Here is a 19,747-nt window from a genome sequence, read left to right as displayed (position 1 = left end):
GACTGCATAGTCGAACGAGAGAATCACTCGCTGTACGTTGACTGACCCAGATACATATGGTAGCTAATTCATTTCCTGAAAACTTTCGTTTTCTTTTTACAAAACCTAATTCTTTAGCGAGTTCTTCCAAAAGAGAAGGGGTTAAATGACGATACAGCTCTTCAGAAAATAGTTGTAATTCATCTTGAATTGAAAGATTCATAAAAAATGTCATCCTTTCTAGCTAGCTTTTTAGAAAGAATAACGTTTTTTGACACTTGGGGGTAGTGCAAATTCTTAAGTTGATGGGCATGTGTAGCGTCCCCTAAATTACTTATTAATCTTCTTAAAAAAATTAATACGAAAGATAATGGCAATACTACCGCTAATATTAATAAAATAGCTTCCATTAAATAACCCAAGCGCTCATCCCCCTCTTTACCTCCTTTTCAATATATGAAAACAGCGTTGTCACATATGCATGCATTTGCAAAAATAATACACCTATATTTGACAACTTTATAACAAAAACAAATCGGAATGATTATTATTTATTGCAACTTTATTAAAGATGTATTATACTAAGTTCGCAAACTAAAACGTAATTATTCCGTTTTGTATTAAAATGATATTTTTCTTCTATAATTGGGGAAAATATATCCGTAAAAAGAAAAGAGGAGAACTTCATGCCTAAAAGATTGACTATATTTTCATTCTTACTTATTTTTACCTTAATTTTCGCTGGCTGCTCAAATAAAAAAGAAAGTAATGCCAAGAAAGATGGAAAGCTAACAGTTTATACAACGATTTTCCCACTTGCTGATTTCGCAAAGAAAATCGGTGGCGACTATGTAAATGTTGAAGCGATTTACCCACCTGGTGCAGATTCACATACATTTGAACCAAGTCAAAAACAAACAGTACAAGTTGCAAAAGCCGATTTATTTGTTTATAACGGCGCTGAATTAGAACCATTTGCTGAAAAAATGGAAAAAACATTACAAAAAGAAAATGTTAAAATTGTAAATGCATCTAAAGGTATTGAGCTTCGTGCTTCTACTGAAGAAGAGCATCATGATCATGGAGATGGCCATAAAGAAGATGAACATCATCACGATAAAGACCCGCATGTTTGGTTAGATCCTACTCTAGCAATGAAACAGGCAGAAAAAATTAAAAATGCACTTGTAGAATTACAACCTGAACATAAACAAGAATTCGAAAAAAACTTTGCAGCACTTCAAACTAAATTTACTGATTTAGACGATGGATTTAAGGCAGCTGTAGCGAACGCAAAAACGAAAGAAATTTTAGTTTCTCATGCTGCCTATGGTTACTGGGAACAACGATACGGCCTAAAACAAATTCCTATCGCTGGAATTTCAGCTTCTGATGAACCATCTCAAAAGCAGCTTGCTGACATTACAAAAACAGTAAAAGAACATAATCTAAAATATATTTTATTCGAAACATTCTCTACTCCAAAAGTAGCATCCGTAATTCAAAAAGAAACTGGTACAAAAGTTTTACGCTTAAATCACTTAGCTACTATTTCTGAAGATGATGCAAAAAATAATAAAGATTACTTTACTTTAATGGAAGAAAACGTAAACACATTGAAAGAAGCAACAAACTAATCCATTACACTTTCTAGGCAGCTGAATTTGTTATTCAGCTGCCTTTTTATGTATTTATCCTTGACTTGACCAAAATAACAAGTAAAATTATCCATATTAGCTTTAAAGCTATATTAATTTAGAAGGTGAGTTGGAATTATGAATCTTCACATTTGTGAAGTAACAGCAAAAAATTGGCGTTCAGTAGTTGCTTTAGACGTCGCAAAAGATCAGCAACAATTTATTGAAAGTAACGCGTTTTCTTTAGCAGAATCATTATATGAAGGAAACGGAACGTCAGTAGGTTTATATGATGGAGAAACACTTGTAGGATACGCAATGTATGGATGGTATTCAGTAAAACATAAAAGTGTATGGCTCGATCGCTTTATGATTGACCAACAATATCAAGGAAAAGGATACGCAAAACGTTTCCTTCGCTTACTCATTCAATTCTTACAAGAAAAATTTGAATGCAAAATAATTTACTTAAGTTTACATCCAGACAACAAACTTGCAATGGGACTGTATGAATCATTTGGTTTCCGCTTAAATGGGGATATTGATGATGAAGGTCCAGTTGTAGGTGTTGTAATGGAGTTACTAATAGACGAAAATATAAGCCTGTGAAAACAGGCTTTTTATTATACATTTATCAATTTTTAGTTTCTCTCCCTTATTTAATTCTGTTTTGCAATCTAATAGAATGCTCATAAAAAATAAGCCTGCAATTTACGCAGACTTATTTCACACACTCCTCGAAATGTTCTTGGAACCACTCTTTATTAATATCTCTTCCGATAAAAACTACTTCACTTACTCGCTCTTCGCCCTCTTGCCACTCTCTATCGTACGAAGCAGCAAATAACGTATGTACACCTTGGAAAACGATACGTTTATCTACTCCATCTATCGATAAAATTCCTTTGTAACGATATAAATATTCCCCTAGCTCTTGAACGACAGCTGACATCCACTCATTAAGCTTTTGTAAATCCAGCGGACGTTCTTCACGTAATACAAATGATTTCACACCTTCTAAGTGGTTATGTTCTTTATGAGGGTAAATTTGCAACGTATCTTTCATTTTAAACGTTTGGATTTGTAATAAAGATGGTATATCTACCTCACAGTTAGTCGCCTCAATTAACTTTGCAGTCGGGTTAATTCCTTGAATTTCATGCAAGAGATTTTCTTTCTCATTCTCTTCAATTAAATCTAATTTATTTACTAAAACGACATCAGCAAACGCAATTTGCTCTTTTGCTTCTAATCCTTTTTCAAAATGTTTATGTATATGATAACTATCTACTACCGTTACAACACCGTTAATTTGGTAAGCAGATTGAATGACTGGATCTAAAAAGAATGTTTGAATAATCGGGCCTGGATTTGCAAGGCCAGTCGTTTCAATTACTAAACCATCAAAATCCATTTTCCCTTCCGCTTTTACGTCCAGTAACTGTTTTAAAGCAACGAGTAAATCTTCACGTACAGTACAGCATAAACAGCCATTTGTCATTTCCATAATTTCTTCTTCCACATTCATAATCAACTGATTATCAATGCCAATTTGCCCTATTTCATTTACAATCACCGCTAATTTCTTACCGTGATTTTCTGATAAAATACGATTTAATAATGTCGTTTTCCCAGATCCAAGAAAACCAGTTAATATTGTTACTGGAATCATTTCGTACATCTCCTTATAGCTATATGTTTCTACATTATAGCATATGAACACTCCCCCACTTAACAAAGCTTGAAGTGGGGGTTTCTAACGTTTCGACCTAACGGACGATTAACGTCAGGGGAGTTAACACATTAGCGAGCTGTTTCACGCCTAACCCCTCTATCCCATTTGTCCATGCATTTGGGATTACTTTTCGTAAAATGTTAGCCGCAGCATTTACATCTGCATTAATTAAAGTTTTATTTGCTGAACGATATATACCGCGCTTTATTCGTTTTCCTGAAAAAGTTGTATTTTGGTCATTTTCTCCATACGTTGGAATGAAGTCGTTATCCAGAAAACTTGCTTTCGATGTATATGATTCTTCAGTTACAACAACTTGAATGCCTACAGCATTTGCTTTGTATGTAATCATTTGAATCAGTAAATTATGCGGGATATGACAAAACGATTGGTTATTTCTTTTTCCCATATTCGTTTCTTGTTTCCAACTTTTGTTTTGACCAATAACGATTTTACAAACTTCTTCTTCTTGAGCTAGTTTTACGATGTGGTGACTAACTTTATGGAAGACGTCTTTTATTTTCAAGTAACGTTTTTGATGAAGTTTTTCTATCCTTTTAGAAGTAAAAGGTCCTTCATTCGTTTGTTTTCCATTTCTAAGAATGCTTGTAAAATGACTCTTCATTTTGTTGTAATATTGATTTATGCTTTTGACATGTTTGCCCTTAACAAGGACAGGTTTCATACCTGTGTTTGTTACGATGGTTGCAAGGTTATCAATCCCTAAATCAATACTCATATAACGAGCATTCTCTTCAATCATTTGTTGTTCAGAAGGAACATCAATTACCAATTCCACTACATATTCATTGTATTTTGGAATCACACGAACTTGTTTCAGTTTACCTTCAGTGAAACCTAGTTTCCCAATATTTAATTGCAATTTCGTCTTTGGAAATTTTAAAAATCTACCGTTTTTAATGATGCAATCTTGGTTTGTATACAGAATCTCTTTTTCAGAAGAACGAATATACTTTGGAATCCTAGGCATTCCATCATATTTGTTTGGATTCTTTTTATAGTCTTTTAAACTAGCAAAAAAAGATTTCCAATTTTGGAACAAACCTTTCATGATGGACTGGCTACATTGCGTAGGCAAAGCTCGATAATCATTTTGAATCATAGCCTTAAATAGTGCATCTAGAAAGTTGTAATCTACATAAGGTTTTTCAAAATTAGGTTCTGAAAACAAATTACATGTAATCTCTTTCTGTTCTTCTTTAGGCTTTACTTTCTCTTTTTCCAATTTCTTCCGATAGACAAGACGTTGTGTGTCATTCATCTTCCCAATATTTTTATGAATATTATCCAGAACTTCTTTTTGCAAAGGCTGCAACTCTTTTTCTTGTGTTAATCCAGTGTACACCTGGCGTATATAAAAGTTTGTGGTGTTGTACATATTCTTAGCGTTATGACAACATTCTTGAAAATAAGAATACATACGATGCCCTTTTTTTATCCAGATTTGAAGAGTTTTATAGTTTGATGGATTTTCTTTTGCCATTTTATTCACCTCCTTGTTAAGGATATTATAGCAAAAAAGAACATACGTTTCCGTTTTTTTCTCAAAAATAAAATATTCCTTTCGATTCACCTCACCACCTTCATTTACGTTTAGAGATGGGAGTCCTCTCGAAAGGCATGATAGAAAAAATCGTTTTTATAGCAAAACATATTTATTGTCTGTACACCTAATTAACTATATAATAACATGTAGTAAGAAAGCCTTTTCAAAACATTATTATTCATCAAGGGGGTACTTATAATGGATCGAGTTCAAATGGCTGAAACGCTAGAATTTTCTCGTATTATTCAAGGATTTTGGCGTTTAGCAGAATGGAATATGACGAAACAAGAATTACTTTCTTTCATTGAAGATTGTATGGATATGGGAATCACTACTTTTGATCACGCTGATATTTACGGCGCATATACGTGTGAAGGGTTATTTGGCGAAGCTTTACAATTAAAGCCTTCCTTACGAGAAAACATGCAAATTATTACAAAGTGTGGAATCGCTCCCCCATCACCGAAATTTCCAGAGCGATATGTTGCTCACTACAATACTAGTGCAGAGCATATTATGCAAAGTGTAGAAGCATCACTTAAAAATTTACATACAGATTATATTGACGTATTACTTATTCATCGTCCCGATCCTTTTATGGATCCAAATGAAGTGGCAAAAGCATTTTCACAATTAAAACAAGAAGGGAAAGTTCGTCACTTCGGTGTATCTAACTTCTTACCTTCACAATTTAATATGTTAAGTTCGTACTTAGATTTCCCGCTTATTACGAACCAGATTGAAGTTTCTGCATTGCAGCTTGAGCATTTTGAAAAAGGGACAATTGATTTATGCCAAGAAAAACGAATCAATCCAATGATTTGGTCACCTCTTGCTGGTGGGGAGATCTTTACTGGTCAATCAGAACGCGCCGTACGTGTACGTGAAACTGTGCAAAAAGTTGCTACTGAGCTAGGTGTTTCTAGTATAGATACGGTTATGTATGCTTGGTTACTTGCTCATCCAGCTAATATGATACCAATCGTTGGCTCTGGTAAATTAGATCGCGTAAAAACTGCCGCTCTTGCTACAAAAGTTAACTTAGACCGTCAACAATGGTTTACAATTTTCGAAAGCTCTAATGGACATCCTGTACCATAATGCATAAAAAGAAGAGCTGTTTTCTTACAGCTCTTCTTTTTCATATGTATTTCTAGTCATGGCAAATACACACATATCTCTTAATCCGTTTCCATCTACCGCAACACTCGCACTTTCTAACGTACCTTCTAACTTAAAACCTAATTTCTCAGGTATCGCTCTACTCTTCTTATTGAAAGAATCACAACGAATTTCTACACGATTTGCTTTTAATTCAGAAAAAGCGTAATCCGTTATACCTTTCGCAGCCTCTACCATATAGCCTTTTCCGCTAAACCTTGTATCAATCCAATATCCGATTTCAAATTGAGGTATATCCCAATTAATACGATGTAATCCGGCTGAAGCAATAAATTCACCTGTTTCTTTCGAAAATACTAGTAATCTTAAATCCTCACGTTGCAAAAATTGAATATGTGATTTTCTAATACTTTCTTCTACTTCTTGCTCTGTTTGCTCTTTTTGTGCAAACACCATCCAAGGTTTTAGTTCTTGTATTGAAGCCTGAATTGCATCATATACAACTTTACCATCTCCTGGTTTCGGCATTCGAATAAAAAGTCTGTCAGTATAAAATTCAGAAGGAAAATCGAATAATAACGGATTCACTGTAAACACTCCCTATATTTCTTTTATATATAATAATATCCATCTGAAGTTATATAGTAAAGAATTTTCTGAATTGAAAACCTTTTACTCATTCACTTCCACCGCTACACGAATTCCAGATTCAATCGCACCTTGAATCCATCCGTGATATAGCGTTGTATGATCTCCAGCGAAGAATATTCTCCCCTCTGGTTTGACAATCGCTGGTTGCAGCTCAGATTCTTGACCTGCTTGAAAAAGTGCAAATCCTCCAAGCGCATACGGATCCAATGTCCAGCTTTTTGAAATTCCAGATATGAACTCATCATACACTTGACCACCTAATATTGTTGCTAAGTTGTGTAATGCGTAATAAATACGATCCCCTTTTGATAAACCATCCCATAACAACGCGTCATAAGACCATGTATAGCTACCTAACATCATAGCCGGTCCTTTCTCCCCAATTCCATAACTTGGATAATAGGCATAACGAATTGGCAAATCTGTTATAATTCTGCCACCTAATTGTCCTTGTTCTTCCCAAAATCGGCTTTTAAATTGAATTCCTATTTTCGTCGCAGGCATATAATGTAATTCACGAATTGCTTTCCATTTTTCATGAGATATAGAATCAAACGGATCTACTTCTACAAAACGCATTGTCGAAAACGGAATGGTAACAATAACTAAATCTCCTGTAATACTACTATATTCAAAAGTTTCCTCGTTCCGATAGAAAGCTGTCACACCATTATCGTGTTGATGTAACTTCATTAATTTTTGATTATATATAATATTCTCTTCTAATTGCGGTAAAAATGACTTTGGCAATCTATCATTCCCGCCCACAATTTCACAAAATCCGCTCTCCTCTTGCATAATGTATAGAAAGCGTAAAGTCTCTACAAACGACCGTTCCAAAAAACCTTCTAAATCTAATAAAACACCAATCATCTCAATTGTTACTGGCGAAAAGTAAGTATTATACTGATAAGGATGATACTTTAAAAATTGTCCAGTAGAGTATCTCCCAAAATCCTTTACAACAATATCCCAATTTTTTTCTGGGTTCTTTTTTATAAAATTTATAATGGGCTGTACCGCTAACAATAATAATTCCTCTGACGTTTTTCCAACTTCATTCATTTCCACAGGATATCTTAGAATACTTGGATCTTTTTCATATTGTTTTAACGTCGTTTTCCGTCCATTTACGTATATAATATCCGTCTCATTCCTATTAATAAAAGGACTCACCTGTAGCCCAAATTTTCTTATATATGCCATCGTTAATGTATGCGAATACGGAATTCTCATTGCTCCAACATCTAAATATAATCCGGTATCTTCCATTCTCACTGTTTCTATACGGCCACCTACCCGGTTATTTGCTTCAAAAATTTTCACATCATGTCCTGCAGCCTTTAATAAAGATGCTGAAACTAACCCAGCCATACCAGCTCCCACTACAATAATCTGTTTTGGGCTTATCGTCTTCTTCAATCCTTTATCTATAACTTTTAACGCTTCATCCATTTCAGTGTTATACATTATATCTTTCTGCACAATTCCACCCCTTACTTCATCAAATGGACGTTAGTGGTTTAGTGCATTTTATTCATAAATCCCCATAAACATAACACCATTGCAATTTGAATATTCACTAAAAGTACATAAGAGACAGATCTCACTTTTCTTTATACTTCGTATAATATAGCAACTACAAAGAAGGAGTGGTTAAAAATGAAACATACTTATGACTACGATGCTACAAAAAAACATTTAGAATTAAAGAAACAAAACTTATGTAAAAAACTTAGCAATATGACACTATCTGAAAAAGAACGTGAACAACTAAAGCATGAAATTGACAACTATGAATATATTTTAAATCTAGTCGAAATGAATCATTATGAACGCGGATTTTCTCGTTAAAAGCGGAAATAAGATTATCCGCTTTTCATTTTGAGCATTTCACTACGCATTTTTCATAAGTAAATATATAATAGGATGTACATTAAGATTGAGAGGTATATTCTATGATCAAGTTAAGTGTATTAGACCAATCACCTATTTCAGATGGTAGCACAGCAGCCCAAGCTTTTTCACATACAGTTACGCTTGCACAAGAAGTTGAAAAACTCGGATTCACACGTTTTTGGGTATCCGAACATCATAATTCCGTAAGCTTAGCTGGTTCAAGTCCAGAAATTCTTATTTCTCATATTGCCGCAAAAACGGACCGTATTAGAGTCGGTTCAGGTGGTGTTATGTTACCGCATTATAGCCCATATAAAGTTGCTGAGAATTTCCGTGTTCTAGAAGCATTGTATCCGAACCGCATCGATCTCGGTGTTGGTAGAGCACCTGGTGGTATGCCAATAGCAACTCGCGCACTTCAAGAAGGGAAAATGGTCTCACTTGATCAATATCCAGAACAAATTGCAGACGTTGCAATGTACTTACATGATCAAGTACCAGAAAACCATCACTATGCAAACTTAAAAGCCACTCCAGTTATCCCAACGTCTCCTGAAATGTGGATGCTCGGTTCTAGCGGAGAGAGCGCTAAAATTGCTGCAAACAACGGAGCTTCTTTCGCATTTGCACAATTTATTAACGGCTTCGGAGGCCCTGAAGTTATGAGGGCTTACCAAGAACAATATGAGCCTTCATTTTTAGGAGATAAGCCTAATTCAATCGTTGCCATCTTTGTTATATGCGGAGAAACAAATGAAGAAGCGGAAAAAATTGCTTCTAGTTTAGATCTATCAATCTTATTATTAGAGCAAGGAAAACGAACTACTGGTACACCTTCTATTGAAACTGCTCAAAATTATTCATACAGCGCTTATGATTTATTCCGTATAAAAGAAAATCGTCAACGTATGATTGTTGGTGATCCGTCTTCTGTAAAAGAAAAAATAATAAACTTAAGCAAAGCATACAATACTGACGAATTTATGATTGTCACGATTACTCATCAATTTGAACATAAATTAAATTCTTATCGCTTACTAGCAAATGCTTTTAATTTATAATTCTAAAAAGAGATGCATCACATGTGATGCATCTCTTTTTCTTACTACTTATTGTTTTCATTTCCTATATATTCAATAGTTTCTTTTAATAGCTCTTCAAAGTTAATAGGATAATCATGATCTAAGTCAGGCACAACTTTATACTTATGTTCTATATTTTTCTCTCTTAATAGTTGTACAAATTGCTGCGTGGATTCGAAACAATCTTCATCTTGATTCCCGCATACTATATATCCTTTTATATGTTTATCCTTCAGCACTCTTAGCAACTCATCCCATTCTTCAATCTCGGGAAGCCATGGTGCCATAAAAACAAAACCATCTACATTTATATCTTGTTGTAAAATCGTATATAAAGCTACTCTCGCCCCTGCAGAAAAACCACCAATGATTACACTTTCTACTGTATGATTTTCTATAAACTTATTGTAATGCTCTTTTAATTCCTCTTTCCCTCTCTCTATGTCCTCCCAAACAAATCCATCTGAAAACTCAATTTGTGAAGACTGTGGTAAAGCTAACATATAATCTTGTATCAAAACAGATTTCCAATATGGTTCTACTATTTGTATATTTTCTTGGTTACCATGCAATGTAAGTAGTAGATTTCCCTCTTTCTTACTGTATATATATTTCACATCTGGTCTTTCCTTTTTATGTGCTAATTCTTCTCTTTCTTTACATAATTGCACCATTGTATGAAATTCTTCAAATTTATGTAGTGATTTTAAATCTTCATCGGAAATTAAATACTCATTTCCATACCAGAATCCCTTTTCTATAATGGCCTCTCTCATTAAATGTAATGCTTCTTTTTCAAGTCCCGATGCACTTGCGAGTGCATACTTAAAATTATATATTTGCGCCTCATTCCCTATTACACCTGTAGCGTTTTCCATTATATAATTGTACGCTTCAAAACTTCCTTTATTTGCATAACAACGTAACGTTTCATTTAATAATTGAATGTAAGTCATACTATTTTTCATGTACCAATTTCCCCGCAACTTTTTATAATATTTATTTTGCGAATCTTTATACCACTTTGTATAACCCACGCTAACAATACCTTATTCTCAAAATGATGCTTAATAGTTGCTCTTCCCTGTCCAATACATTTAGTATAAATAAGAATAGACTGAAAAATCAATATTTTAACAAACAAAAAAAGACAACAATATATGTATTGTTGTTTTCATTACGTCTACCCACTCTTTTGTTTTTTTCTATCTGGTTTACTTGAAACTAAATAATGTTTTTCTGAAATATATAAGTCTCTTTTTAAGCTACGATTTAAGTAAGGTCCTAATTTCATTCCACATATGAGGCGATCTTCGCTACCTTCAACAATTGGGAACATTTCTTTTTCTGTTACGTATTGATCTACTGCTTTTTGTACGACATCAATTTCTTTCACTAGGTTTAAATTTTCTGCTGTATGTTCAAATACCTCAAGCGTTTCCTTCGTTATGAGAAAAACATTTGTTGGAAATGCAGGTAAATATGGTTTTAACAAATCATAATTTACTGTATAATCATCATTTACTAATACTGTATAAACGATATTAGCATTCGTTTCTAAAAACTGAGCCATCGCTTGTTCTAATTCATCTTTCGTAATTTCCCGCTCTTCTTTTCCAGTTCTGAAAAAGCGAAACATCGCATCGCCTCCTTTTTACTATATTATAGCATAAAAGAAAACTGAAAAATCATAAAAAAACCCATTGAAATAATTTTTCAATGGGTTTCTATATATTTATCGTTATTTTAAGAATGCACTTAGCATCCATACATGCTGTTCTAATGTTGTATGAATTGCTAACAGCATGTCAGCTGATGTTTCATCGCCAGCTTCACCCGCAACTTCCATACCTTCTTTTAATTCTTGAATAAGTGCAGAATAATCATTCACTAATGTTTGCACCATTTCTTCTGCAGATTCTTTGCTTGTCCCTTCACTGACACTAGATGTTGCGAGATATTCTTTCATTGTCGCTAATGGTTTACCTTCTAAAGCTAAAATACGTTCTGCTAACTCATCAATATACGTTCCAGCCTCATTATAAAACTCTTCAAATTTCTCATGTAATGTAAAGAAGTGTGGCCCTGTCACATACCAGTGATAATTATGTAATTTAACATATAACACATTCCAGTTTGCTACCTGCTTGTTTAATACTTCAACAACATTTGTTTTCGTACTCATACAATCACTCCTCTTATCATTTTGTAATGTTTATCTTTTAATAACTTAATTACATTTTACCATACATTCCCTTTCCTTTCGAACAATTGGCTTATATGTAACAAAGTTTTAACACCTTTAATGCTTCCCTAATATCATTTAATTCATGTATTTTTTCAACCACTTCATACGTCTAATTGTCCAAGCTCATACATATGCATAATAGTACATCAAGCTCATCATAGTAGAAAGAGGGATAACATGGACAATCAACAATGGCAAGTAGCAAAGAAAGTAGCTGCTACTTATATCGGAACTGTCGTTGGAGCTGGATTTGCTACTGGACGAGAAATTGTTGAATTTTTCACAGTGAATGGATTATACGGGACAATTGGCATATGTGTAAGTGGATTTTTTTTTATTTGGCTTGGCACAAAGATGATGTTACTTTCATCACAAATCGGGGCATTTTCAGCGCAAGAATTTAACAAATATTTATTTGGGGATGTATTTGGGAATGTTGTAAACACATTATTATTACTCGTTTTATTCGGCGTAACGAGCGTTATGTTATCAGGGGCTGGTGCAGTATTTGAAGAGCAACTTCGCTTACCAAGACAACTCGGTATTCTCATTACAGTTATCGCTTGTCTCATTATAAGTAGCCGCGGGTTACAAGGTGTTTTTGAAGTAAATACACTTGTCGTACCTATTATGATGATTTTTATTATCGGACTTGCTATTACAACCTTTTTTCACGGTACACCTCCTATTAATAACACTATTCCTGCAGAGAGCTGGAATATGAAATGGATTACTAGCCCTATTACATATGTCGCCTTAAACCTTTCTCTCGCCCAAAGTGTTCTCGTCCCATTAGCCAGTGAAGTAAAGGATCGAAAAGCCATTTTTTGGGGTGGGATTTTAGGTGGTGCTGGACTTTCTTTAATTTTATTATGCAGCCATTTAGCAATCTTATCAGTCGATCAATTTTATCAATATAACATCCCAATGGCTGAAGTCATAAGAAGATTTAATGCAACTTTTCACTTCTTCTTCGTTCTCATTATTTTCGGTGAAGTTTTCACAACTTTAGTTGGTAATGTGTTCGGAATGACAAAACAGATGCAATCTATTACTGGGTGGAAAAATCACAATATTATTTTCTTCATTTTACTAATTAGTTATTGCTTTAGTTACATCGGTTACAGTGACTTACTTCACATTCTATATCCTATCATCGGATGGGTAAGTATTGTTATACTTCCAATCATTGCGTTTAAACAACTTCAAAAAACATAAAAAAGCATCCATGTTATTGGATGCTTTTTTATGTTCATTCACAATCATCACATACTTCCCAGTACGGTCCCATTTCTAATGCTAAATACGGCTTTAACTGCAACCGAATCATTCGACTAGGCATGCGTTCTAAAACAAATTGAATACCTTCTTCATCTTCGTCTAATTCAACTTTTGAAATCGTAATTTTTTGCATAGTCGTAATGGGAATTCCATCTTTATATAAAGTGATTTTCACCTCATCGTATTCATTAAAATACAATTCGACACTCATTTGATTTTTCAGTATTTCATCACCAATTTTAAATGTATCATTTTGTTCTTGGATTATATATTTCCATCCGCCTCTATCTTCTTTCGGAGCTGTTTGAAATAATGTCTCCAAATCCTCGTATAGCATAAGATAACCCCTCTCTTACTAAAAAACGATGAGTATTTTATATACCCTTTATCTCTATCACTATCCATAGCTATTGTACCATATATCACCGTTCTTACCGTATTCATTTGCTTCATACACACTTATAAAATAACTAATTCTATCTCCATTATTATGTATATTACCTCATTACTCCATACACTCTTACAAGTTCAAATAACGACAGACTTTAATCCATGCAAATATTGTCTACTCTCCGCTTTTATTAGCTCACAGCATTCACACTTTTACATATAGTAAGACTACCACAAATAAAAAAGGAGAGTGACTTATACCACTCCCCTTAAAAGAACTTCCCTATAGCTGCTAAAACTAATACGATTATTAAAATTGCAAATAATAATGAGACAATGAAACTAAAAATAGGTAACGCTTTCTTTTCATTCTTCTTAAATAGTAACTTTAAACTAAGAAAAATATTTACTGGTACAAGTATAAAATAAAAATATTTAACAATTTGCACCGAGCTATTCGAAAGTGTTTTTAATATAAACACTTCAATTAGAAAAACAATAAAAAATGAAATACTTAGCCAAAATGAGACGTAACTAAGCCAAGAATGTCTTTTTGTCCCCCAATACACTCCCATAATACTCTCCTTTTATTTGTATTCTATAGGTTAATAATTATACACAAAGCTAACAAACACCTCTATTTTTCGACAAATATTATGCAAAATACCATTTTAAACGTCATAAAGGAAGTTTACATCTCCATTTGATTTTACATAATAAAACAGACTACCCTCTAGTGTCATAATGCTACTAGGGGGAGTCTGTTCTCTATTAAACTTTAAATCTCTCAATTAATACTTGCAATTCTTCAGCCATTTGAGATAGCGTACCCGCCGCTGATCCAATTTCCTCCATCGAAGCTAGCTGTTCTTCAGCTGAAGCCGCAACATTTTGTGTGCTTGTCGCATTTTTTTGTGCTGTCATTGCAATTTGTCCTACTGAAATAGATACTTCATTTGCCCCTTTTGACATTCCATTAGCCGTTTCAACCATCGTCTTAATTTGATTAGCTATTTCATTTGTAGATTGTAAAATTTCAGCAAAATTTTGCTTCGTTTCATTTGCAATAACAAGTCCAGATTGAACTTCTTCATTTACATGATTCATTGATTTGACTGTCTTACCCATATCGTCTTGTATTTCGCCTATTAATTTACTAATTTCACTGGAAGATATGCTAGACTGCTCTGCCAATTTACGTACTTCATCTGCAACAATTGCAAAACCTCTTCCATGTTCACCAGCTCTTGCCGCTTCAATTGCCGCATTTAAAGCTAGAAGATTTGTTTGATCTGCAATGTTTTGAATTACTTCCAATATATCACCAATTTGTTTTGATTTATTATTTAATAACTGTATAACAGCATCTGATTGTGAAACCGATTCTGCAATAGACTGCATCTGGTTTACTGTTCTTCCTACTAGTTTCCCACCATCTTCTGCTTTTTCACGAGTATGAGCAGAAGCGATATTAATAGATGATGAACTATTTGCTACATGCTGAATTCCTTCCGTTACATCAAACAGTAACATAGCACCATTTTCTACACTTGTTGTTTGCGTCGTTGCCCCACTTGATATTTCATCCATTGCTGTTGTAATTTGCTCAGTTGCTTCACTCGCTTGTCTTACACTTGCAGTTAGTTCTTCTGATGCTGCTGCAACATGTCCTGCCGAAGTGTTAATCCTTCCAATTAACGTCCGTAATGAATTTGTCATCTCGTTAAAACCTTTCGCAAGTTGACCAATTTCATCATTAGAATGAATTTCAATTGTTTGCGTTAAATCCCCTTCACTTATTTCTTTAGAAGTGATAACTAGTCTCTTTAAAGGCTTCGTAATTGAAAGTGTCACAAAATAAATAAGTACTCCACCTACTACTAACGAAATAAGCATAACAATTAACATATTATAAAATACAGGTTGAGCAGCTTCAATTACTTCAGTTGCGTACATCGTCCCACCAATTTTCCAACCTGTTTTTACGTTTGTAGCAAATACCATATTCTTTTCACTACCACCATAAGAATATGTAAAAGCACCATGATTATCTTCATAAATTTTCTTTGCCCAAGAATCAGCTGCTTTATCCCCTGATTTTTCTTGTGGATGAGCAATGATTTTTTGCTTTCCATCTAAAATGAAGGCATATCCTTTTTTACCAATATTGATTAACTTTGTTGTTTTTAATAAATTGTCTAAACTTAAATCTAGCGCAACAACCCCATTTTTATCTTCTGTTTGTTTTGCAATCGTTACGACAATATGTCCATTTCCTTTTGCCTTATATGGCTCGCTAACAACAATACCACCTTGTTTTGCCACTGCATCTTTATACCAAGGTCGTGTTGTTGGATCATAATCTGCTGCCATTTGTATATTTGGTTCCTGTACAAATTTCTTATCATTACCGGCAACATACACTTGTTCAACATCTATATTTAAATTGATATACTGAGATAATGTCTTTCTTAGCTCATCCTGATTATCCCCTTGATACATATTCCCTTGAATTACTCGTGCAAAGTTATTCACATCGTTAAATTTTGCTTCAATCATTTGATTGATTAAATTATCTAATATTTTTATATTATCGTTAGCACTACTCGTAATTTGTGATTCAAAATTCTTTTTAGCAGTTTGATAAGACATGCCCCCGATTATAGAAACGGCTGCAATTAAAATTACAAAGAATGAAATTAATAGCTTTTTTGCTACTTTCATATCACGAAACAAATTTAATAGTTTACCCATTATGAACCTCCTAATTTTCAAATTTAAAAGTTAAATTGAGTTAATTATAAATATTTCCCATTCCTTAATTATTATTTTCATAACCTATTATGGTGAATACTTTGTAAAGTTTAAACAATTAATTTCCCTTTGTCTATATATATGAATAATATTATTATAAAATTTACAAATAGAAAAAACCAAAGGGGCCCCTTTGGTTTTTACATTTTTTTATGTTGTTTAGAAATTTTCTTCCATTTATCACGCTCTGCTCTGGCAAGGATTGCATCTTGTTTCCTCATAAAATACGCCAGTTCTCTTTGTAATTTTTTATAGCTTTTCAAACGATCTATCGTAATAAGTCCGTTTTCAATTGCACTATACACCGCGCATCCTGGTTCATTCTCATGCTTACAATCACGGAAACGACATGTTGTCGCAAGTTCTTCAATATCAGAGAATGCTGTTTGAATCGCTTCGCTGCCTTCCCAAAGTTGCAATTCCCTCATGCCAGGCGTATCAATCACGAGAGCGCCACTAGGCAATTGGAATAATTCTCGATGCGTTGTCGTATGCCTCCCCCTACTATCCTCTTCACGTATATCTCCCGTTTTTGCTACATCAATTCCTATTAGAGCATTTAACAAAGTTGACTTTCCTACCCCTGATGATCCAACTAAAGCAATTGTTTTCCCTGAAGAAACGAATTGTTTCAACGAATCTATACCTGTATGCTCTAAACTATCAACAACGAAAATAGGAACACCAATTGCTATAGCTTCCGTTTCTACAATTTTCTCTTCCACATCATTACATATACTACTCTTTGTTAAAACAATAACTGGCATAGCGCCGCTTTCATACGCTAATAATAAATAACGTTCCATCCTTCTAACATTAAAATCATGATTAAGTGCATTCACTAAAAATAAATAATCTACATTTGCTGCTATAATCTGTTCTTCTGTTCTTGTTCCAGCCTCTTGTCTTGAGAAAGAGCTTCTTCGCTGGAAAATACGATGAATAATCGCTTTCTTTTCATCTTCTATTTTCTTTATATACACCCAATCACCAACTGCTGGATAATCGCCTTTCGTAATCGCTTCATGCCGAAACTTCCCAGACAGTTCTGCCATATATTCACCATCATTACAAATAATGCGATATACATGCTTATGCTCAAGTAAAATACGACCTACTTCATAATTTTTCTCTGTAACTTGTTCTTCAAAAAATGAATCCCAGCCGAAAGATTCTAAAATATTTTGATTCAAATAAATATCCTCCCTAGTTTGTACTAAGTGGAAGGATTGCGAATTACCTTATATAATATCGCCCTTTCCATCCACCTTTGTATTTGGTTGATTATTCATATAAGTTATTTTCGCCATAATACATCACCCCGTTCTTATTTTAATTATTCTCATTATATGGAATTCTCCTATAAAAAGCTACATTATTTTACGTAATTTTCAAATAACTTGTTTTTGAGCATTCTAATTTGTCCTCGATGACTAATTTCATCTTCTAGCACATGAAACCATAGATAGTGCTGGTTATATGCTACACCGTTAGGCCACTTTCTTTCTGACATGAGCCACTCATCACCTTGTTCACTTAAATACTTCAGAGATTCTTCTCGAACACTTTGTAGAAGTTGTACATAATACTTTATTTCATGACCACGGATTGCTCTACCCGCTTCCCCTAAATACAGTGCATCTTCCCATATTTCTAATTCTTCTTTTGTAAAGTCACGATCTTGAAATGAAATAAGCTGATGAACTTTTTCAATAGCTGCTATATGCTTTAATAAGGCGCCAATTGAATTTCCGCTGCTTTGCATAATTAAATCTAATTGCTCAACTGATAAATTTTTTACTTCGCCTAATGTTACAGCTCTCGTATGCTCAAGCAGGCTTACTAATTCCCCTATTTTTTTTGTATAACCATCTACACTTCTTATTCGATAATCTATATTTATATCACGCACCCCTTTCTGCATTCATATTATTGTAAAAATGATTCATATAATAGACTGAAATATATCTAAATTTTCTGTTATAATTAATTTGAATAAAAAATATACCCAAACAAACTTTCTCAATATGCTTATATGAAATATTAAAAGGAATCAATATAAAATAATCGAATCTTATTCACTAAAAGGAGTGGATTCGATGGAAATGTATCAATGGCTAACCGCTGTTCTCGTTGGTGGCATTACCGGCTTCGTTTCCCATCTAATCAATAACCAAGGTAAGTTATTGCTTCCACGCCGTTTGAAAACATTTTTTCATTTTGGATTTTTAACTGATATTTTTACTGGTAGCCTAGCCGCACTTCTTGGGCTCGTTTTATTCGATGTCACCGCAATAAAAGAAATTATAAAAGTATCCATTGTAACTGCTATTTCCGGCCAAACTTTTTTACTACATCAAGCTCTTGGTGGCGAACAGGCTAAAAATACGCAAATTGGGAAAGCTGATGAGAAGATTCAAGAAATTGACAAATTATTGCGACGTTAGTGTATACTTTCTTTTAAAATTATTGTTATAATGAGAAATAAATATTTTCTATTGCGTCGTTTGTCAGGAGAAAGGGTGTTTCGTATGACAAAAAAGAAAATAGAAGATTTCTTAACAAACTCCGAAAAAGAGGAACTGCTAGAAAACTATAAATGTTTACGAGAAGCCCGCACAAAAAGCGAAGCTAACTATTTTGGCGAAGCAGTAAACCATCTATTAAATAAAGCAAAACAACGAATTATTAAAGATGTAGGTATACATGATGAAAATGCTGCAACTGTTCAATCAAAGAGAAAAGCACTGTTTTAGCTAAAACAGTGCTTTTTATTTAGAATTTTTTTCTTTCCATGCTATATTCTCTCTGCCTTTATCTTTCCATTTTTACAGTTTCAAAAGTCATCTAGACCTAAAGATCAACCTAATAATATTAGCCCACGCAAACCATTTTAATAATAGATAAAATAATTGAACTAGTAATGCTACAAACTAAATAAGTTTATTAAATCGCTTCTTTTAAATCTGAATGCGGATTTGGTCCGTATTGATTGTCATTTTCTTCACTTTCAATGATAAAAAATACAAGTAAAACAATGCTACCAAACGGTACAAAATTTAATAGTTGCCACCATCCCGTTTTCCCAATATCATGTAATCGTCGTGCACCAACCGAAAAACTTGGTATAATCATTACTAACATAAATAGCAACGCAATAATAGCAACTAACACCTCTGAAAATGATGATAAAAATAACAGTAGCCAAAAAATTACGATATTGGATAAACTAAAAATCCAGTACTCTTTTCGCGTAGCTCTACCACTAAAATTCCCATAATTCTTTAGAGCTTTCAAATACCATTGCATTTAAACCTCTCCCTTTTATCCCCAATAAAATTA

The 19,747-nt window shown here is 33.7% G+C and carries 22 protein-coding genes and 2 pseudogenes; 8 read left to right on the top strand and 16 right to left on the bottom strand.

What is annotated here, in order from left to right; all coding sequences use genetic code 11:
• Positions 1-202: pseudogene (locus ACS2CR_RS20200) on the bottom strand (IS4 family transposase); the annotation flags it as partial.
• Complete coding sequence (locus tag ACS2CR_RS20195) at positions 180-401, bottom strand: hypothetical protein (RefSeq protein WP_002132987.1); 222 nt, start codon at positions 399-401, stop codon at positions 180-182. The pseudogene ACS2CR_RS20200 and the gene ACS2CR_RS20195, both read right to left, overlap by 23 nt.
• Before the next feature lie 264 nt (positions 402-665).
• On the opposite strand from ACS2CR_RS20195, the gene ACS2CR_RS20190 reads away from it, so the two are divergent.
• A complete protein-coding gene (locus ACS2CR_RS20190) occupies positions 666-1,616 on the top strand; it encodes a metal ABC transporter substrate-binding protein (RefSeq protein WP_001126151.1) in 951 nt (316 codons plus the stop codon).
• A gap of 138 nt (positions 1,617-1,754) precedes the next feature.
• Entirely contained in the window at positions 1,755-2,225 is a 471-nt protein-coding gene (locus tag ACS2CR_RS20185; RefSeq protein WP_001048676.1) for a GNAT family N-acetyltransferase, read from the top strand.
• A 112-nt stretch (positions 2,226-2,337) separates the two neighbouring features.
• Here ACS2CR_RS20185 and ACS2CR_RS20180 read toward each other — a convergent pair whose 3' ends face one another.
• Positions 2,338-3,288 (bottom strand): CobW family GTP-binding protein, encoded by a 951-nt coding sequence (locus tag ACS2CR_RS20180; protein ID WP_000613420.1) that lies wholly within the window; start codon positions 3,286-3,288, stop codon positions 2,338-2,340.
• Positions 3,289-3,385: 97 nt separating this feature from the next.
• Positions 3,386-4,855, bottom strand: coding sequence for an RNA-guided endonuclease InsQ/TnpB family protein (locus ACS2CR_RS20175; RefSeq protein ID WP_001040871.1), 1,470 nt, complete (start codon positions 4,853-4,855; stop codon positions 3,386-3,388).
• 261 nt (positions 4,856-5,116) lie between these two features.
• Here ACS2CR_RS20175 and ACS2CR_RS20170 point away from each other — a divergent pair, with 261 nt between their 5' ends.
• Positions 5,117-6,019 carry an aldo/keto reductase gene (locus tag ACS2CR_RS20170; RefSeq protein WP_000376357.1) on the top strand — a complete coding sequence of 301 codons (903 nt, stop codon included), beginning with the start codon at positions 5,117-5,119 and terminating at the stop codon, positions 6,017-6,019.
• Between the two features lie 24 nt (positions 6,020-6,043).
• On the opposite strand, the gene ACS2CR_RS20165 is transcribed toward ACS2CR_RS20170, so the two are convergent.
• Both ACS2CR_RS20165 and ACS2CR_RS20160 read right to left on the bottom strand, forming a co-directional pair.
• Positions 6,044-6,628 carry a GNAT family N-acetyltransferase gene (locus tag ACS2CR_RS20165; protein ID WP_001068749.1) on the bottom strand — a complete coding sequence of 195 codons (585 nt, stop codon included), beginning with the start codon at positions 6,626-6,628 and terminating at the stop codon, positions 6,044-6,046.
• A gap of 84 nt (positions 6,629-6,712) precedes the next feature.
• Positions 6,713-8,176: a flavin monoamine oxidase family protein gene (locus ACS2CR_RS20160; RefSeq protein ID WP_048568920.1), complete on the bottom strand. Its 1,464-nt coding sequence runs from the start codon at positions 8,174-8,176 to the stop codon at positions 6,713-6,715.
• A gap of 177 nt (positions 8,177-8,353) precedes the next feature.
• Between ACS2CR_RS20160 and ACS2CR_RS20155 the strand changes: the two genes are divergently transcribed.
• Together ACS2CR_RS20155 and ACS2CR_RS20150 are read left to right on the top strand one after the other, a co-directional pair.
• Positions 8,354-8,545, top strand: coding sequence for a DUF3896 family protein (locus tag ACS2CR_RS20155; RefSeq protein WP_000683357.1), 192 nt, complete (start codon positions 8,354-8,356; stop codon positions 8,543-8,545).
• 104 nt (positions 8,546-8,649) lie between these two features.
• Positions 8,650-9,651, top strand: a complete 1,002-nt coding sequence (locus ACS2CR_RS20150) for an LLM class flavin-dependent oxidoreductase (RefSeq protein ID WP_000594042.1) — start codon at positions 8,650-8,652, stop codon at positions 9,649-9,651.
• Positions 9,652-9,695: 44 nt separating this feature from the next.
• Here the strand turns inward: ACS2CR_RS20150 and ACS2CR_RS20145 are convergent, their stop codons facing one another.
• The 3 genes from ACS2CR_RS20145 to ACS2CR_RS20135 form a co-directional block, all read right to left on the bottom strand.
• Entirely contained in the window at positions 9,696-10,640 is a 945-nt protein-coding gene (locus tag ACS2CR_RS20145; RefSeq protein ID WP_000798320.1) for an alpha/beta hydrolase, read from the bottom strand.
• Between the two features lie 215 nt (positions 10,641-10,855).
• Positions 10,856-11,311: a DUF3939 domain-containing protein gene (locus ACS2CR_RS20140; RefSeq protein ID WP_000488206.1), complete on the bottom strand. Its 456-nt coding sequence runs from the start codon at positions 11,309-11,311 to the stop codon at positions 10,856-10,858.
• Positions 11,312-11,413: 102 nt separating this feature from the next.
• Positions 11,414-11,857 (bottom strand): Dps family protein, encoded by a 444-nt coding sequence (locus ACS2CR_RS20135; protein WP_000105199.1) that lies wholly within the window; start codon positions 11,855-11,857, stop codon positions 11,414-11,416.
• Between the two features lie 240 nt (positions 11,858-12,097).
• On the opposite strand from ACS2CR_RS20135, the gene ACS2CR_RS20130 reads away from it, so the two are divergent.
• Complete coding sequence (locus ACS2CR_RS20130) at positions 12,098-13,138, top strand: YkvI family membrane protein (protein ID WP_000370203.1); 1,041 nt, start codon at positions 12,098-12,100, stop codon at positions 13,136-13,138.
• Between the two features lie 34 nt (positions 13,139-13,172).
• On the opposite strand, the gene ACS2CR_RS20125 is transcribed toward ACS2CR_RS20130, so the two are convergent.
• From ACS2CR_RS20125 to ACS2CR_RS20100, 6 genes and pseudogenes are all read right to left on the bottom strand, one after another.
• Positions 13,173-13,538 carry a DUF3979 family protein gene (locus tag ACS2CR_RS20125; protein ID WP_000965059.1) on the bottom strand — a complete coding sequence of 122 codons (366 nt, stop codon included), beginning with the start codon at positions 13,536-13,538 and terminating at the stop codon, positions 13,173-13,175.
• A gap of 322 nt (positions 13,539-13,860) precedes the next feature.
• Positions 13,861-14,166: a hypothetical protein gene (locus ACS2CR_RS20120; protein WP_000539571.1), complete on the bottom strand. Its 306-nt coding sequence runs from the start codon at positions 14,164-14,166 to the stop codon at positions 13,861-13,863.
• A 196-nt stretch (positions 14,167-14,362) separates the two neighbouring features.
• Complete coding sequence (locus ACS2CR_RS20115; protein WP_423249202.1) at positions 14,363-15,181, bottom strand: methyl-accepting chemotaxis protein; 819 nt, start codon at positions 15,179-15,181, stop codon at positions 14,363-14,365.
• A gap of 123 nt (positions 15,182-15,304) precedes the next feature.
• A pseudogene (locus ACS2CR_RS20110) lies at positions 15,305-16,243 on the bottom strand (HAMP domain-containing protein); the annotation flags it as partial.
• 302 nt (positions 16,244-16,545) lie between these two features.
• Positions 16,546-17,598, bottom strand: a complete 1,053-nt coding sequence (rsgA, locus tag ACS2CR_RS20105; RefSeq protein ID WP_053512687.1) for a ribosome small subunit-dependent GTPase A — start codon at positions 17,596-17,598, stop codon at positions 16,546-16,548.
• Between the two features lie 182 nt (positions 17,599-17,780).
• Positions 17,781-18,308 (bottom strand): DinB family protein, encoded by a 528-nt coding sequence (locus ACS2CR_RS20100; protein ID WP_001018100.1) that lies wholly within the window; start codon positions 18,306-18,308, stop codon positions 17,781-17,783.
• Positions 18,309-18,504: 196 nt separating this feature from the next.
• On the opposite strand from ACS2CR_RS20100, the gene ACS2CR_RS20095 reads away from it, so the two are divergent.
• Positions 18,505-18,852: a DUF4257 domain-containing protein gene (locus ACS2CR_RS20095; protein ID WP_000426317.1), complete on the top strand. Its 348-nt coding sequence runs from the start codon at positions 18,505-18,507 to the stop codon at positions 18,850-18,852.
• Positions 18,853-18,936: 84 nt separating this feature from the next.
• Positions 18,937-19,161: a hypothetical protein gene (locus tag ACS2CR_RS20090; RefSeq protein ID WP_000162603.1), complete on the top strand. Its 225-nt coding sequence runs from the start codon at positions 18,937-18,939 to the stop codon at positions 19,159-19,161.
• Between the two features lie 190 nt (positions 19,162-19,351).
• Here ACS2CR_RS20090 and ACS2CR_RS20085 read toward each other — a convergent pair whose 3' ends face one another.
• Positions 19,352-19,714, bottom strand: a complete 363-nt coding sequence (locus tag ACS2CR_RS20085) for a DUF805 domain-containing protein (RefSeq protein ID WP_001198794.1) — start codon at positions 19,712-19,714, stop codon at positions 19,352-19,354.
• Positions 19,715-19,747 lie beyond the last annotated feature (33 nt).

Source organism: Bacillus cereus group sp. BceL291 (assembly GCF_051776705.1).
Lineage (GTDB): Bacteria > Bacillota > Bacilli > Bacillales > Bacillaceae_G > Bacillus_A > Bacillus_A cereus.
This window is presented reverse-complemented; position numbering and strand designations above follow the sequence as displayed.